The 15,537-nt window shown below is 71.8% G+C and carries 11 protein-coding genes; 7 read left to right on the top strand and 4 right to left on the bottom strand.

The genetic code is table 11. From position 1 onward, the window contains the following. Window positions 1–440 precede the first annotated feature (440 nt). Together ACZ4AA_RS31845 and ptsP are read left to right on the top strand one after the other, a co-directional pair. A complete protein-coding gene (locus ACZ4AA_RS31845; protein WP_467610448.1) occupies window positions 441–890 on the top strand; it encodes a PTS sugar transporter subunit IIA in 450 nt (149 codons plus the stop codon). 78 nt (window positions 891–968) lie between these two features. Next, window positions 969–2,639: a phosphoenolpyruvate--protein phosphotransferase gene (ptsP, locus tag ACZ4AA_RS31840; RefSeq protein WP_467610446.1), complete on the top strand. Its 1,671-nt coding sequence runs from the start codon at window positions 969–971 to the stop codon at window positions 2,637–2,639. 96 nt (window positions 2,640–2,735) lie between these two features. On the opposite strand, the gene ACZ4AA_RS31835 is transcribed toward ptsP, so the two are convergent. Beyond that, window positions 2,736–3,629: a hypothetical protein gene (locus tag ACZ4AA_RS31835; RefSeq protein WP_467610444.1), complete on the bottom strand. Its 894-nt coding sequence runs from the start codon at window positions 3,627–3,629 to the stop codon at window positions 2,736–2,738. 22 nt (window positions 3,630–3,651) lie between these two features. Continuing rightward, window positions 3,652–4,860 carry an MFS transporter gene (locus tag ACZ4AA_RS31830; protein WP_467610442.1) on the bottom strand — a complete coding sequence of 403 codons (1,209 nt, stop codon included), beginning with the start codon at window positions 4,858–4,860 and terminating at the stop codon, window positions 3,652–3,654. A gap of 111 nt (window positions 4,861–4,971) precedes the next feature. Here ACZ4AA_RS31830 and ACZ4AA_RS31825 point away from each other — a divergent pair, with 111 nt between their 5' ends. Beyond that, the gene (locus ACZ4AA_RS31825; RefSeq protein ID WP_467610440.1) at window positions 4,972–6,291 is read left to right on the top strand and encodes an aminotransferase class I/II-fold pyridoxal phosphate-dependent enzyme; all 1,320 of its coding nucleotides are present in this window, start codon (window positions 4,972–4,974) and stop codon (window positions 6,289–6,291) included. Here ACZ4AA_RS31825 and ACZ4AA_RS31820 read toward each other — a convergent pair whose 3' ends face one another. After that, window positions 6,292–8,259 (bottom strand): acetoacetate--CoA ligase, encoded by a 1,968-nt coding sequence (locus ACZ4AA_RS31820; RefSeq protein WP_467610438.1) that lies wholly within the window; start codon window positions 8,257–8,259, stop codon window positions 6,292–6,294. It abuts the gene before it with no gap. 213 nt (window positions 8,260–8,472) lie between these two features. Between ACZ4AA_RS31820 and ACZ4AA_RS31815 the strand changes: the two genes are divergently transcribed. Then, window positions 8,473–10,845, top strand: coding sequence for a glycoside hydrolase family 31 protein (locus tag ACZ4AA_RS31815; RefSeq protein WP_467610436.1), 2,373 nt, complete (start codon window positions 8,473–8,475; stop codon window positions 10,843–10,845). Between the two features lie 3 nt (window positions 10,846–10,848). Here ACZ4AA_RS31815 and ACZ4AA_RS31810 read toward each other — a convergent pair whose 3' ends face one another. Further along, entirely contained in the window at window positions 10,849–11,385 is a 537-nt protein-coding gene (locus ACZ4AA_RS31810; RefSeq protein ID WP_467610434.1) for an NUDIX domain-containing protein, read from the bottom strand. A 224-nt stretch (window positions 11,386–11,609) separates the two neighbouring features. Here ACZ4AA_RS31810 and ACZ4AA_RS31805 point away from each other — a divergent pair, with 224 nt between their 5' ends. From ACZ4AA_RS31805 to ACZ4AA_RS31795, 3 genes are all read left to right on the top strand, one after another. Then, window positions 11,610–12,059: a Zn-ribbon domain-containing OB-fold protein gene (locus ACZ4AA_RS31805; RefSeq protein ID WP_467610432.1), complete on the top strand. Its 450-nt coding sequence runs from the start codon at window positions 11,610–11,612 to the stop codon at window positions 12,057–12,059. 42 nt (window positions 12,060–12,101) lie between these two features. Beyond that, a complete protein-coding gene (locus tag ACZ4AA_RS31800) occupies window positions 12,102–13,292 on the top strand; it encodes a lipid-transfer protein (protein ID WP_467610430.1) in 1,191 nt (396 codons plus the stop codon). A 184-nt stretch (window positions 13,293–13,476) separates the two neighbouring features. Beyond that, window positions 13,477–15,120: an EAL domain-containing protein gene (locus tag ACZ4AA_RS31795; RefSeq protein WP_467610428.1), complete on the top strand. Its 1,644-nt coding sequence runs from the start codon at window positions 13,477–13,479 to the stop codon at window positions 15,118–15,120. The last annotated feature ends 417 nt before the right edge of the window (window positions 15,121–15,537 follow it).

Below are 15,537 nucleotides of genomic sequence, written 5' to 3'. Positions count from 1 at the left end.
TCTTGGGCTTTCCTCCGGGCGCTTCCCTTCGGTCTTGCGTTTCCGACTCTATCAGACCGTTTCCGTATCCGATTTCCTCGGCGCTTTCCAGGTTTCCGCTTTCGCGTTTCCCTTTCCGGCGAGTCCGACTCTATCAGTCCTTTTCCGTCTCGCTGACCACCGTCCCGCAGACATGCGGAAGGCGACCCCGAGATAGGATCTGACAAGTTGGGTGCTGCCGGGCAACGACGCCTTGGTCACGCCGCTCAGCCTCAAGCAGGAGTACGACTCTACATGGGGTGCGGGAGCGGGCGCAAATCGTTTGCCCTGTCCCCTACGGCGCCAACCGGGATCTCTCGCGCGGAACCGGCACTTCATATGACATACCCTGCTCAACAGTGTCCTGTCCGGGACAGGCAGTGACGGCCCGTATGAATCTCCACCCCCCTCGGAGGCTTTCCATGACCACCGTGACGTCCCCTCTTGCAGGACGCGCCATCGGACTCGCCGCGGTACCGGACCCCGTGTTCTCCGGAGCGATGGTCGGCCCCGGCACGGCGATCGACCCCGAGCGTGAGCCCTCGGAAGCCGTCGCTCCCGTGGACGGAGTCATCGTCTCCCTGCACCCGCACGCGTTCGTCGTCGTCGACGGCGAGGGCCACGGCGTGCTCACGCACCTCGGCATCGACACGGTGCAGCTGAACGGTGAGGGCTTCGAGCTGCTCGTCAACAAGGGGGACACCGTGACCCGGGGCCAGAGCATCGTGCGCTGGAACCCCGCCGCCGTCGAGGCGGCCGGCAAGTCCCCCATCTGCCCGGTCGTGGCCCTCGAAGCAACGGCCGACTCCCTCTCGGACGTCGTCGAGGTCGGCGAGGTGAAGGCCGGCGACGCGCTCTTCGGCTGGCAGTGACATCGACGCTGTCCTGGACGGCGCGTTCGACAACGATCACGGCGGCGGTACGCGTCGCACTATTCGGAGACGGGTGAGATGGAGACAACGCTGCGAGGCGTCGGCGTGAGCCACGGTGTGGCGATCGGCGAGGTTCGGCACATGGGAACGGCGGTTCTCGAACCGCCTGCCAAGCAGATCCCCCCGGAGGACGCGGCCCGCGAACAGGCACGTGCCCGCAAGGCCGTGGAGGACGTGGCGGCCGACCTGATTGCACGCGGCAATCTGGCGGGCGGCGAGGCCCAGGCCGTGCTCGAGGCCCAGGCCATGATGGCCCAGGACCCCGAGCTGACCGCGGACGTGAACCGGCGGATCGCCGTCGGCAGCACGGCGGAGCGCGCGGTCTACGACGCACTCGCCGCCTACCGCGCGCTGCTCGCCGGCGCGGGCGAGTACCTCGCCGGACGCGTGGCCGACCTCGACGACGTGCGGAACCGTATCGTCGCCCGGCTGCTCGGCGTGCCCATGCCGGGCGTCCCGGACAGCGACGAGCCCTACGTCCTGATCGCGCGTGACCTCGCGCCCGCCGACACGGCGCTGCTCGACCCGACCCTGGTCCTGGGCTTCGTCACCGAGGAGGGCGGACCGACCAGCCACAGCGCGATCCTGGCGCGTGCCCTGGGTGTACCGGCCGTCGTGGCACTGCCCGGCGCCGGTGAACTCGCCGAGGGCACGGTCGTCGCGGTCGACGGCAGCACGGGTGAGATCTTCGTGGAGCCGAGCGCCGAGAAGAAGGCGCAGCTGACAGCGGCTGCGGCCGAGCGCAGGGCGGCGCTGTCCGCCTCGACCGGCCCGGGCGCCACCTCGGACGGGCACAAGGTGCCGTTGCTGGCCAACGTCGGCGGCCCGGCGGACGTACCGGCGGCGGTGGAGGCCGGCGCCGAGGGCGTCGGTCTGTTCCGTACCGAGTTCCTCTTCCTCGACGACAGCAAGCAGGCGCCGTCCGAGGAGAAGCAGGTCGAGGCGTACCGTCAGGTGCTCGAGGCCTTCCCCGAGGGCCGTGTCGTGGTGCGGGTCCTGGACGCGGGCGCCGACAAGCCGCTGGACTTCCTCACCCCGGCCGACGAGCCGAACCCGGCGCTCGGCGTTCGCGGCCTTCGGTCACTGCTCGACCACCCCGATGTGCTGCGTACACAGCTGACCGCCCTCGCGAAGGCCGCGGAGGGGCTGCCGGTCTACCTCGAGGTGATGGCGCCGATGGTCGCGGACCGTACGGACGCCAAGGCGTTCGCCGACGCGTGCCGTGCGGCCGGGCTGCGGGCGAAGTTCGGCGCGATGGTGGAGATCCCGTCGGCCGCGCTGCGGGCGCGCTCGATTCTTCAGGAGGTCGAGTTCCTGTCCCTGGGCACCAACGACCTCGCGCAGTACACCTTCGCGGCCGACCGGCAGGTCGGTGCGGTGTCCCGTCTCCAGGACCCGTGGCAGCCGGCGCTGCTCGACCTGGTCGCGATGTCCGCCGAGGCGGCGAAGGCCGAGGGCAAGAGCTGTGGCGTCTGCGGTGAGGCCGCGTCGGACCCGCTGCTGGCCTGTGTGCTGACCGGTCTGGGTGTCACCTCCCTTTCGATGGGTGCCGCGTCGATTCCCTATGTACGGGCGACTCTGGCGAAGTACACGCTGGCCCAGTGCGAGCGGGCGGCCTCGGCCGCGCGTGCCGCGGACACGGCGGACGAGGCGCGCACCGCGGCGCAGGCGGTGCTGTCCGGCGAGTAGCCGGAGGGCTCGTCGCCGGGCGTGGGCGGTTGGCGGTACTGAGGGGCGTTCCATCTGCGGATGGAGCGCCCCTTCCGCGTTACGCCTCTTCCGCGTTCAGTGCGTGTGCCCTGTTCCCCTGCCCCGGTCTTCGAGGTCGGGAGGTACGCAGTAGTCGACGCCTGATTCCGGGGAGACCAGATCTCCGGAGTCGAGGTCGGTGCAGTAGGCGTCGAAGACCTCGCCTGCGGTGAGGGGTTCCAGGTCGTCTCCGCGCAGGCGCCATCCGTAGACGCGGTCGGTGGTGTCGGGTGCGGTGGTGCGCATGACGAGTCCGCAGGCGCTCCGGGTCGCGATTCCGAGGGCGAGGACCGTGGTGAATTCGAGGGCCTCGGATTCGTCGAGGCCGGTCGTGCCTTCGGTGCGTCCCTCGGTCCGCAGTACGGCGACGAGTGTGTCGGGGACGGACGAGACGCTGCACACGAGGTGGAGTTCTCCTGGGCTCGCGGTGTCGACGACCCTGGTGAGGAGGTGGGCTGCGCGGATGAAGGAGGTGCGGCCGATGTCCTCGCCGCAGGTCGCGCAGGTGCCGATGCGGGCGAGGAGGGTGGTCGCGTACTCCCAGGTGGCCCGGCGGACCGCTTCGTCGACGAGGTCGGGGACCAGTTGGCCGAGGGGCTGTCCGTCGTAGGGAAGTGTGGGGCCGGTGGCCGCCAGTTGGGCGGTGAAGCGGGTGCGGCTGGCCGGGGTGTCGGGTTCCAGGCCGCTCGCGGCGCAGAAATCGGCGTATTCCTCGGGGTCGAAGAGTGCCACCGTCGTGTGGCTGCCCTGGGCCGCGAGTGTCTTGAGCAGCGCTTCGACCTGCTGGAGATAGGTCGTGTGGTCGGCGAAGGCGAAGGTGCGGTAGCGCCGCATCGCCCGGAAGTCCTGTTCGTCGGTCAACAGGCCGATGGTGCCCGCGATCTCGCGGCGCAGGACGCGTCGCATGGTGTGGTGCTGGGTGTGCGCCATGTTTCCCCCTGTGCACAGTCGATCAATGCTCACTCACAGTAACCGGCGGCACTGACAACGCGGGGTGGGTGAGCCGGTCACGCACCAGTCGATGCTGGAACACGCAGGTCGCGGCTATGACGGCACCGAAGAGGGACCAGCCGAGAGGGCCACTGGCGATGGCCGCTGTCACGGCGAGTGGTCCGGCGCTGCGCTGTACGGCCTGCGCGAGTCCGTGGACGCCGAGATAGGTGCCCTGCGCGGTGTCCGGGGCGAGCGCGACGGAGAGTTCCCAGGAAACGGTGGCGTGGAGCATCTCCGCGACCGTGAAGAGGACGGCGGCCGCGGTCAGGAGGAGGGTCGCGGTGATGGCCCCGCCGGTGGCGGACAGTGCCATGGCCGCGCCGCCGAGGGCGAAGGAGGCGGAGAGCGGGATGAGGAGCGCACGGGCCGCGGCCGTGCCGACGCCGAATCGGGCCAGGGGGACCTGGAGGGTCACGACCATCACGTTGTTCAGCACCATCAGGAGGGGTGCGAGGCCGTGGGGAACACGATCGGAGTGGGCTATGCACAGGGGCAGCCCGACTTTGAACACGGCGTCGTCGAGGAAGAGGACGGTCTCGGTGGCGACGTAGGCGAGGTAGACGCGGTTGCGCCAGGGGCTGTCGGGTCGCGCCACGGGGACGGGGGCCTTCGACGTCACGACGGTGCGGGTAACCGAGGGCGGTTCGCCGCAGCGGGCGGTCGCGAGGGCGACGGCGACGAACGAGAGGGCGTCGCCGGCGAGCAGCCATTGATACGCGGCGGTGGTCCCGACGGTGAGGGCGCCTGCCGCGACGAGGCCTCCCAGGGCCCAGCCGGCGTTGGCGACGGTGCGATTGAGGGCTTGGTAGCGGACGCGGTCGGGGCCCGAGACGCGGGTGGCGTAGAGCTTGGTGAGGACGTTCGCGGCGCGGTCCCCGAAGCTGCCCGCGGCGGAGAACGCCAGGAGGAGGGCGTAGTTGTCGGTGGTCAGCAGGGCGAAGGAGGCGAGGGCACGCAGCAGTTGGAGGGCGATCAGGACGTGGGTGAGCGGCAGACGGTCGGCGATGCGCCCGCCGAGGGGTGCGCCCGCGATGCCGACCGCTCCGGCCGCGGCCACGAGGGTGCCGATCTGGGCGACGGAGAGGCCGGTGACGTAGGTGAAGTACAGGACGGAGACGGCTGCCCACAGGCCGCTGCCGATGCGGTCGACCAGGGAGATCCAGAGCATTCTCCGGCCGTCGGGGCCTCCTGGTACGCGTGTCGCCCATGCGGCCGTGCGGCGGGTCGGACTCACTGCTCCCCCTTGCGTGAAATTATGTATTGATACATACTAAACAACGTGGCAGCACAATATTCGATCAGCGGTACGACCGCCAAGGGGATTGCCGCGTCCGTCGAACGCGGCGTGGCCGAGGGCGCGTTGGAGCCGGGTGCGGCGCTGCCTCCGGTGCGTGCCCTGGCCGACCGGCTCGGTGTGAGTCCTGGGACGGTCGCGACGGCGTACAAGGAGCTGCGGCAACGCGCGATCGTCGTGACCCGCGGGCGTGGCGGGACCGTGGTCGCCGCCGCGCCCGCGGTGGCATCGCGGCGGCCACCGCGCGTGCCGGACGGGCTGCGCGATCTCGCGGGCGGGCACCCGGATCCTGCCCTGCTCCCGCTGCTGGTGCCGCCTTCGCAGCTCTCCCCCGGTGCGCGCTCCCATCGCTCCACACCGCGGCTGGCACGGCTGGAGGAGGCCGTGCGCGACTGGCTGGAGCCCGATGGGATCCCGGCGGAGCATGTGACGTTCGCCCATGGCGCGCTGGACCTGATCGGGCGGCTGCTGTCCGTCGAGCTGCGTCCTGGGGACGCGGTCGCCATGGAGGACCCCGGCTACCACCATCTGCTGGACCTGGTGACGGCGCTGGGCCTGCGCACGGTTCCGGTCGCGGTGGACGACCTCGGCATCCGCCCGGACGCCCTGCGGGCGGCGCTACGGGCGGGGGTGCGCGCGGTCGTGTGCAGCCCGCGGGCGCAGAACCCCTGCGGTGGGGGCTTCTCCGCGGAACGGCGGGACGCGCTGGTCGACGTCCTGCGCGAGGCGCCGGATGTGCTGGTCGTGGAGAACGATCACGCGTCCTCGGTCGCCGGCGCGCCGCTGCACACGCTCACCGCGGGCGGTCCGAACCGCTGGGTCCATGTGCGCACGGTGAGCAAGTTCCTCGGAACCGACCTGCGGTGGGCGGCCGCGGCGTGCGATCCGACGACGCTGGCCCGTCATGACGGCCGCCTGCTGCTGACGTCGGGCTGGGTCAGTCATCTGCTCCAGGAGACGGTGTACGGGCTGCTGACGGACGGGGGCACGCGCGCGTTGGTGGCGGGTGCCGAGAAGACGTACGCGCTGCGCCGGACCGCGCTGATCGGCGAGCTCGCCGATCGCGGGACGAAGGCCCAGGGGGTGAGCGGGATGAACGTCTGGGTGCCCGTCCGGGACGAGTCTGCGGTGGTGAACGGGCTGCGTTCGTACGGATGGTGGGTCGCGGCGGGGGCGCGTTTCAGGATCTCGGCCGCGCCCGGCGTACGCATCTCGGTGACGGATCTCCAGCCCGCCGACGCGGCGCGTCTGGCCTCCGACTTCGCCGCCGTGCTCGGCGAGTCGGAGGCCACCTACGGAGGCTGATCAGCCGCGCTCTCGGGCCAGCTTCTCGTAGAAGCGCAGGAGTTCGACGTTGTCCACGGAGCCCACGTTGACGGCCTTCTCCATGGAGGCGCCCTGGAGAAGGCGCTTGACGGGCACCTCGATGCGCTTGCCGGTCAGGGTGTGGGGCACTCCCGGTACTTCGATGACCTCGTCGGGAACGTGGCGCGGGGAGAGCTGTTCACGGATCGTCCCCTTGATGCGGTTCAGCAGGGCCTCGTCCAGGACGGCGCCCGGGGCGAGGTGGACGAACAGCGGCATCCAGTAACCACCGTCGGGCTGCTCCACACCGATGACGAGCGACTCCTTGATCTCGGGGAGGCGTTCGACGGCTTCGTAGATGTCGGCCGAGCCCATGCGCACGCCCTGGCGGTTGAGCGTGGAATCGGAGCGTCCGTGGATGACGACCGAGCCCCGTGAGGTGACCGTGATCCAGTCGCCGTGACGCCACACTCCGGGGTACGTGTCGAAGTAGCTGTCGTGGTAGCGACTGCCGTCGGGGTCGTTCCAGAAGCGGATGGGCATCGACGGCATGGGGTTGGTGACGACCAGTTCGCCCACCTCGTCGGTGAGGGGCTTTCCGCTGGGGTCCCAGGACTGGAGGTCGGTGCCGAGGCCGGCGGCCTGGAGTTCGCCGATGTACACCGGGAGTGTGGGTACCGCCCCGGCGAAGCAGGAGCACACGTCGGTGCCGCCGCTGACGGAGGCGATCCACAGGTCCTCGCGGACCTCGTCGTGGAGCCAGCGGAATCCGTCGGGCGGCAGGGGCGAGCCGGTCGTGGCGACGCACCGCACCCGGCTGAGATCGAAGTCGCGCGCGGGGTGGACCTCCGCCTTGCGGCAGGCCATCACGTAAGCGGCGGACGTGCCGAAGAGGGTCGCTCCCGTGCGTTCGGCGATGCGCCACTGGGCGCCCGTGTCCGGGTACCCGGGGCTTCCGTCGTACAGCACGATCGTGGTGCCCGTCAGGAGGCCGGAGACGAGGAAGTTCCACATCATCCAGCCGGTGGACGTGTACCAGAAGAAGCGGTCCTCGGGGCCGAGGTCGCAGTGCAGGCCGAGCTGCTTGAGGTGCTCGACGAGGATGCCGCCCTGGGACTGGACGATGGCCTTCGGAAGGCCGGTCGTGCCCGAGGAGTAGAGCACCCACAGAGGGTGGTCGAAGGGGACCTGCTCGAAGACGGGCTCCGTGTCGGCGGAGGTCAGCGCAGACCAGTCCAGGGCGCCCTCGGGCGCCTCGGTGCCGAGCAGCGGGATGTGCACGACGGCGTTCAGGGTGGGCAGTTCACGGCGCAGCTCGGCGACCGTGTCCCGGCGGTCGTGCTCCTTGCCGCCGTAGCGGTAGCCGTCGACGGCGAACAGGACCACGGGTTCGACCTGCTGGAAGCGGTCGAGGACGCTGCGGGCGCCGAAGTCGGGGGCGCAGGAGGTCCAGACGCCGCCCACGGCGGCCGTGGCCAGCAGGGCGACCACCGCCTGCGGGACGTTCGGGAGATAGCCGCTCACCCGGTCTCCCGGGCGTACGCCGAGGGCGCGCAGCGCGGCGGCCAGGGAGCCGACCTGGCGGCGCAGGTCGGACCAGGTCACGGGGACGGACTCGTGGGTCTCGTCGACATACAGGAGGGCCGGTTCGTCCGCGCGGGTGTCCGCGGCGCGCAGGGCGTGCTCGGCGTAGTTGAGGGTCCCTCCGGGGAACCACGCGGCTCCGGGCATGGCGCGATCGCCGAGCACGCGCGCGTAGGGGGTCGAGAACCGTACGTCGAACCACTCGGTGACGGCTTGCCAGAAGGTGTCCAGCTCGTCGACCGACCAGCGGTGCAGGGCCGCGTAGCCTCCGTCGGCCGGTGCTCCGTGCCGGTCGGCCGCCCAGGCCTGGAACTTCGTGACGTGCGCCTGGGCGATGCCCTCGGTGGTGGGCTGCCAGAGCGGTGAGGGGTTCGTGGTGGACATGGGGCGGCTCCCGGACTGTGCGCGTCGTGTGCGTCGGTCGCGCACGAGCGGGGGTGTGCGCGTCACGCGGCTGACACGGACGATGCCATGTGATCGACTTCTTTACCAGGGCACACCGCACATAGTCGGCGACATGAAGATGTGGTGTCGCAACAGGTGAACGGCAGTTGAACGACGCACTCAACGGGCGCCGGTAGTGGCAGGGTGAGCAGCATGGACGGTCGTGACCTGGTGCGTTCGGTGAAAGCGGTCGGCTCGGGGGGTACCACTCAGGGGTTGCTCACAGTGCGGGCCGCGTGGCGCAGGCGGCGTGCCGACGCCGCCGGGCTGCCGCCGCGCGGGGCGGAGCGCGCGCGGGTGCCCGGTCTCGTGCTCGGCGTCGAGCCGGGCCCCGGTGGCGGAGTCGTCCGCTTCACGCGCTCCGAACTGCGGATCATGGTCACGGTGGGCGGGGCGGTCTTCTGGGGCTGGGACGCGGTCGCGCCGGAGCCGTCGTACGCCCTCGCGGGCCGCTGCCCCGATCCGGACCCGCGCGCCCTCCTGGAGCCGGACAAGGACGGCGGCTGGCGGGTCGTGGCCGAGCGGGTCACGGTCGCGGTCTCACGGCACGGCGCGGTCCAGGTCCTCACGCCCGGCGGAGTGGTCCTGCGCCGGGATCTGCCGCCCCGATGGTGGGAGCCCGTCGACGGCGGCGCGGCCCGCTGGATGCAGCGTTCCGAAGTGGCCGCCGACGCCCGGTTCTTCGGCCTGGGCGGACGGGCGGGCGGACTCCGGCTGCGCGAAGGAACGTACCGGCTGTGGAACACGGATCCCGGACAGGCCTTCGGGCCGGGCGACGATCCGCTTTACCTCACGATGCCCGTCCAGATGGTCGTCGCCGACGCGGGCACACATCTGGTGTTCCACGACACGTCGTGGGACGGCACCGTCGCCCTGCGCGAGGGCGTAGAGGGCGACGGCTCCGGGCACGACCGGTCCGGGTCGTGCGAGCTGCGCATGGACGGCGGTCCGCTGCGCTGCTGGGTGATGGTGGGCACTCCCGCGCGCGTGCTGCATTCCTGGGCCTCGCTGACCGGCGCCGCGGCGCTGCCGCCGGCATGGGCGCTGGGTTACCAGCACGCGCGATGGGGCTTCGGCAGTGAGCAGGAGGTGCGGCGGATCGTCACCGGCTATCAGGAGCGCGATCTGCCGCTTGACGCCGTGCATCTGGACATCGACCACTACGACGCCCACCAGGTGTTCACCGTCGATCGCGACCGGTTCCCGAAGCTTCCGCTGCTGGCCGAGGAGCTGCGGCGGGACGGGATCCGGCTGGTGTCGATCATCGACCCGGCGGTCAAGGCGGAGCCGGGCAACGCCGTGTACGACAGCGGGCTCGCCGAGGACGCCTTCGTACGGGACGCCTCGGAGCGGCTCGTGCGAGGCGTCGAATGGCCAGGCGAGGCCGTCTATCCGGACTTCACCGACCCGCGCGCGCGGGCGTGGTGGGGCAGGCTCTACGAGGAGCGGCTCGCGCAGGGGTTCGCGGGGTTCTGGCACGACATGAACGAGCCGACGTCGTTCACGGCCTTCGGGGAGCCGACGCTGCCGCGTTCGGCCCGGCACGCCCTGGACGGCCGCGGCGGTGACCACCGCGAGGCGCACAACGTGTACGCGCTGGGCATGGCCAGGGCCGCCTACGAGGGGCTGCGTGAACTCGCTCCCCAGGAGCGGCCGTTCCTGTTCTCGCGCTCCGGGTGGGCCGGCCTCCAGCGCTACGCGGGGACGTGGTCGGGGGACGTGGCCACGGGCTGGCCCGGGTTGCGGGCGTCGCTGTCCCTGGTGCTGGGGCTCGGGCTGTGCGGGGTGCCCTATTCGGGACCCGACGTGGGCGGCTTCGACGGCAGTCCGTCGCCCGAGCTGTATCTGCGCTGGTTCCAGCTCGGGGCGTACCTCCCGCTGTTCAGGACCCACGCGAGCCTTCGGGCCGGACGCAGGGAGCCGTGGGAGTTCGGTGACGAGGTGCTGGAGCACGCGCGCGTGGCCCTCGTCGAACGGCGGCGGCTGCTGCCGTACTTCATGACGCTGGCGCACACGGCGCGCCGCACGGGCGCCCCGTACGCGCGGCCCGTGTGGTGGGGCAACCCCGAGGACCGGGCGCTGCGCGACGGCGAGGACGCCTTCCTGCTCGGCGACAGCCTCCTGGTGGCGCCGGTGCTGGACCCGGGTGCGATCCGGCGGACGATACAGCTGCCGCGGGGGCGTTGGTACGACACGGTCACCGGGGAGGCGTACGAGGGGCCGGCCCAGGTGGTGGTCGACGCTCCCGTGTCACGGATTCCGGTGTTCGTGCGGGCCGGTGCGGTACTGCCCGTGCGCGGCGCTGACGGCACTCTGGAGCTGGAGGTGTGGCCGCCCCCGCCGGGAGGCACCGGAGGCGGGCTCGTCGTGCCGGACCCGGGCGACGGCTGGGAGGAACCGGAGGCCGAACGCCTCGTGTCCCGCTGGGACGGGGACGAGGTGGTGGTGCGGCGGGCCGGCGCGGGCGGCCTGGGCGAGCCTTCGTATCCCGTACGGGTGCGGGGGCTGGGGACGTCCGGTCCCTGACGCTCAGACGTATCGCCCCTCGAACCAGGCGCGGGCCGCCAGGGTGTGGAGCGGGAAGGCGAGTTCGGCGGGCCGCCGCAGCAGTTGCCAGCCCTCCGTCTCGTCCGTGGCGGCCGACGGAGGGAGTTCGGCGGCAGAACGCTCCGGGAGGAGCCCGAAGAGCAGCAGATGGCCCGCGGGCGAGCTCATCGCGTCGGCGAGTCGCACGTCCCCGCTCGCCGCGTCGATGCCCGTCTCCTCCTTGAGTTCGCGCACGACGGCCTGTCTCCAGTCCTCCCGGTGGTCGATGAATCCTCCGGGCAGGGCCACACCTCCGCGCGCGGGTGCGATGGTCCGGGTGATGACGACCAGGGCGGCCCCCCGGTCGTCGTGGACGGGCTGAAGGGCGACCGCGACCGGCAGCGGATTGCGGTAGGCGACCCGGCCGCAGGCGGCACAGGTGCGGGGCCAGCCGGAGATGCCCTCTCCGTAGGGGGCGCCGCAGCTGGAGCAGTGCGAATCGGGCGCGAAGTCGGCGGGCGGGTGCGGGGTTTCGGACACGCCGCGGACTGTAGTCCATCACCGGACGGGCGTCTTCGGGTCGGACGGGAAGAACCGACCCGGGCAGCGGACCGGCTCGAAGGGCCCGGCTCGGGGGGCCAGCCCGACTCAGACAGAGCGGCTCAGACAGAGCGGCTCGAACGGGCTCATGGGCGCCCTGCCCAATTCCCGCCTCCCGTGACACACTTCTGACGTTCCGTCAGATCCAGTGTCATGGAGGAACCGTGTCGCGCACACGCACACCTGTCGTCGCCGGGTGGTTCACCGGGGAGGGAAACGACTTCCGCCTGCTCGGTACGCGGTGCTCCGCCTGCGCCTCGGTGTTCTTCCCCCGCGAGGACGCCCACTGCCGCAATCCGGGGTGCGAGGGCGGCGGCGAGCTGACCGAGGTACCCCTGTCCCCCCGAGGACGCGTCTGGTCGTACACCGACAGCCGATACCGGCCTCCGTCACCCTATGTGACCGACCCGGAACTCTCGTGGGAACCCTGCGCGTTGATCGCTGTGGAACTGGAATCCGAGCGCCTCGTGGTGCTCGGCCAGGCGGTTCCCGGGATCACCGTCGCCGACCTGGCGGTGGGCATGGAGGTGCAGGTCGTCCCCGGCGTGCTGAACGAGGACGAGGAGACGACCTGGACGACGTGGCACTGGCGGCCGACAGGAGTGACGCCATGAAGGGCACGGCACGAAGGGCTCGGGACGGACGGGGGCGAGGAGATGACCGGTGATGTGGCGGTGCTCGGTGTGGGCATGCACCCGTGGGGCAAGTGGGGGCGCCCCTTCACCGAGTACGGGGTCGCCGCGGCCCGCGCCGCGCTGAGCGACGCGGGGATCGACTGGCGGGACGTCGACTCGGTGGTGGGTGCGTCCACCGTGCGCGGCGGCTATCCGGGCTATGTGGCGGGAGGGACGTTCGCGAAGGCGCTGGGGTGGCAGGGAGCACGCGTGACGAGCGTGTACGCGGCCTGCGCCTCCGGGGCGCAGGCACTCGGCACGGCGCGCGCGCAGATCCTCTCGGGCCTCGCCGAGGTGGTCCTCGTGGTGGGCGCGGACGCGGCGCCCAAGGGGTTCTTCCGGCCCGCGGGCGGGGACCGGCCGGACGATCCCGACTGGCTGCGCTTCCGCGTGCTCGGGGCCACGAACCCGACGTACTTCGGGCTGTACGCGCGCCGCCGGATGGCTCTGTACGGCGACACTCCGGAGGATTTCGCCCAGGTCAAGGTGAAGAACGCGGCCCTGGGCGCGCTCAATCCCAACGCCCGGTACCGCAAGCCGGTCACGGCCGAGGACGTGGCCGGGTCCGCCGTGGTCGCCGATCCGCTGCGGCTGCTCGACATCTGCGCGACCTCGGACGGCGGCGCCGCCGTGGTGCTGGCGGACATGGAGTTCGCCCGCCGGCACGGAATCGGCGCGCCGGTCCGCATCCGCGCGGTGTCGACCGTGTCGCCGCGCTATCCGAACACGGTGCTGGACCTGCCGGACATCGCCACGGACTCGGCGGCGGCCGTGGAGCCCGCCGCGGAGACCTTCCGCGCCTCCATAGCCCGGGCCGCCTTCGAGGAGGCGGGTGTCGGGCCCGAGGATCTGTCGTTCGCGGAGGTCTACGACCTGTCGACCGCGCTGGAATTGCAGTGGTACGAGGATCTCGGCCTCTGCGGGGAAGGCGAGGCGTCCAAACTCCTGCGGGAAGGCGCCACGGCACTCGGCGGCCGCATACCGGTGAACGTCAGCGGCGGGCTCGCCTCCTTCGGAGAGGCCGTCCCCGCGCAGGCCATCGCCCAGGTGTGCGAGCTGACCTGGCAGTTGCGCGACGGCGCGGGTGACCGGCAGGTCCCCGGGGCACGGGTGGGGATCACCGCGAACCAGGGATTGTTCGGGCACGGCTCCTCGGTCGTGGCGGTGCGCTAGCCGGCGTGGTGGTCCGTGGAGCCTCTCCGGGCGCAGGTTCCACGGCACGCTGCGACCGGTCACGACCGAAGCGCGTGAGCCGCGCGCGGACCCCATTCCCTACCTTCTGTGACGACCCCGGAATCCTGCGTGAACACCTCGTGAATCGCCCACCCGCGTACGCCGTTGGCGAGACCATGCTGGTGTGCCCTCCTGGACGGATATGGTCCGTTTCGCCTTCCAACCGGTCGTCAATCTGACGACCGGAGGGGTCGCGGCGTTGGAGTCACTCGCCCGGCCGGAGTCGGGCGACATCCTGGCGCGGGCCCGCCGCGATCCCGAACTGGACGGACGGCTGGCCGCGTTGGCCATCCGGGCCGCCGCCCGCAGGGAGACGCTGCTGCCCCTGCACGTGAACGTGTTCGCCGGAACGCTGGCCGACCTCGGCCGGCTCTCCGCCCTGCGCAACGAGGTCCGGGAAGCGGGACGGCTGCCCTGCGAGGTCACCGTCGACATCGTCCCCCCGTACACCCATGTGCCGCAGCACGCCCTGCTGGAGGCCGTGGCCGCGGTGCGCGGCGAGGGCTTCCGGATCTGTGCGGACGGGATCGGCGACGGCGACGTACCGCTGCGCCTGCTCACCGATCTCGCGCCGGAGCTGGTGAAGCTCGATGTGTCCCTGCTGACGCGGCCCGCGGCGGTGCGGGCGATGCGGACGCTGTGCGAAGGGCTCGGCGCGCTGCTGTCCGTCGAGGGTGTCGAGACGGAACTTCACTGCGCCGCCGCGGTGTCGGCGGGCGCGCAGCTCGCGCAGGGGGACCTGTTCGCGCCGCCCGCCCGTCGGCCCTCCGCGGACGTATACGTTCCGGCGCTGTCGCCCGGGGTCCGCGACGCACCCCGGTCCGGGCCGTCCGTCGGGCAGTTCGTCCGGCCCGCGGCGCTGCTCCCTGCCACCGCGTCGGCCGGAGAGGTCAGAGCCCTGCTCACCGGATCGCCCGACGTGTCCGGTGTCCTGCTGGTGGACCCGTTCGGGACACCGGTCCGCTCGGTGCACCGGTCGCGCTTCCTGCTGTCGATGTCCGGGCGCTACGGACACGCCCTGTACGCCGACAGACCGGCCGCCAAACTGGGTGACGCGCCGCGAACCGTCGGCATCGACGCCACCGCGTGGGAGGTGCTCGACGTGGTCGCGGACGGGGACCGGGACCGTACGTCGGACGATGTCGCGGTCGTCGACCGGTACGGCCGGTGCGTGGGTGTCGTCCGCCTCGCGGATCTCGTACGGGCGCTGTCGGAGAGCCGGGTCGAGGAGGCGGCCGGGCTGAACCCGCTGACCCGGCTGCCCGGTTCGGACACCATCACCGGGGAGGTGGACCGGCGGATCGCGGACGGCCGGATGTTCGCGCTGACCTGGCTGGACATCGACCACTTCAAGCAGGTCAACGACGGAGCGGGGTTCGCCGCCGGCGACGAGCTGATCCGGTCGGTGGGACGGATGCTCCAGCATTCGGCGGCCGGGGCGACACTCGTGGGGCACATCGGAGGCGACGACTTCCTGGTTCTCGCCGACCCCGACACCCTCGACCCACTGGCCGCGGCAGTGCTCGACACCCCTTGGGCGGTGGGCGGCCGGTCCGTCACGCTGTCCCTGGCCACCGTGCTGTGCGCGCCCGGCAGCGTGCTCGACCACCGGCAGGCGGCCACCTCGCTGGCACCCCTCAAACAGGCCGCCAAGGCTCTGGACGGGGCGAGTTGGGTGCTGGGCCGCGCGGGGCGGCCCGGCCTCGAGGTCCGCCGTGGCACCCGGGCGGGGCCGATGACGCCGTACGGACAGACGCTGACGGGCTGACCGGCGACGCACCGGGCAGACAACCACCGGCCGGCCCTGGAGCGCGCCGGACAACGACTGACTGACCGACCCGGCAGTACGCCCGGCAACGCTGACCGGTCGACCCGGCAGTACACCCGGCGGTCGCCGACCGGCTGTCCCGGCGGCGCGTCAGGGGTCCGGTTCGCGCCCTCCAACCGTTGCGGTCACCGACCTTGACGCCCCCTGGGTGCCGGTGAACACTTCCGGATGTCAGTCGGCATCGCCGCACCAGGGCGCCATCAGGCACCTCACCGTTCGGGTCTTCGGCCTGCGCCGAAGACCGTACCCGCGGTCGATTCCGCTGCGACGGCACGCTCGTCACGGACGCCGGGCGGGGCGCGGGATCTCCCTGCCCTCGGCTGACGTAGCCATGGGAACGCACCCTGCACGGTGGCC

The sequence above is a fragment of the Streptomyces sp. NPDC024698 genome (assembly GCF_055559015.1).
The sequence above is the reverse complement of the archived record's forward strand: the minus strand, read 5'-3'. Positions and strand labels throughout refer to the sequence as shown.

Coding starts and splice junctions, on each gene's coding strand:
- ACZ4AA_RS31845 (WP_467610448.1), top strand. CDS start 441: ATGACCACCGTGACGTCCCCTCTTGCAGGACGCGCCATCGGACTCGCC.
- ptsP (WP_467610446.1), top strand. CDS start 969: ATGGAGACAACGCTGCGAGGCGTCGGCGTGAGCCACGGTGTGGCGATC.
- ACZ4AA_RS31835 (WP_467610444.1), bottom strand. CDS start 3,629: ATGGCGCACACCCAGCACCACACCATGCGACGCGTCCTGCGCCGCGAG.
- ACZ4AA_RS31830 (WP_467610442.1), bottom strand. CDS start 4,860: ATGCTCTGGATCTCCCTGGTCGACCGCATCGGCAGCGGCCTGTGGGCA.
- ACZ4AA_RS31820 (WP_467610438.1), bottom strand. CDS start 8,259: ATGTCCACCACGAACCCCTCACCGCTCTGGCAGCCCACCACCGAGGGC.
- ACZ4AA_RS31815 (WP_467610436.1), top strand. CDS start 8,473: ATGGACGGTCGTGACCTGGTGCGTTCGGTGAAAGCGGTCGGCTCGGGG.
- ACZ4AA_RS31800 (WP_467610430.1), top strand. CDS start 12,102: ATGACCGGTGATGTGGCGGTGCTCGGTGTGGGCATGCACCCGTGGGGC.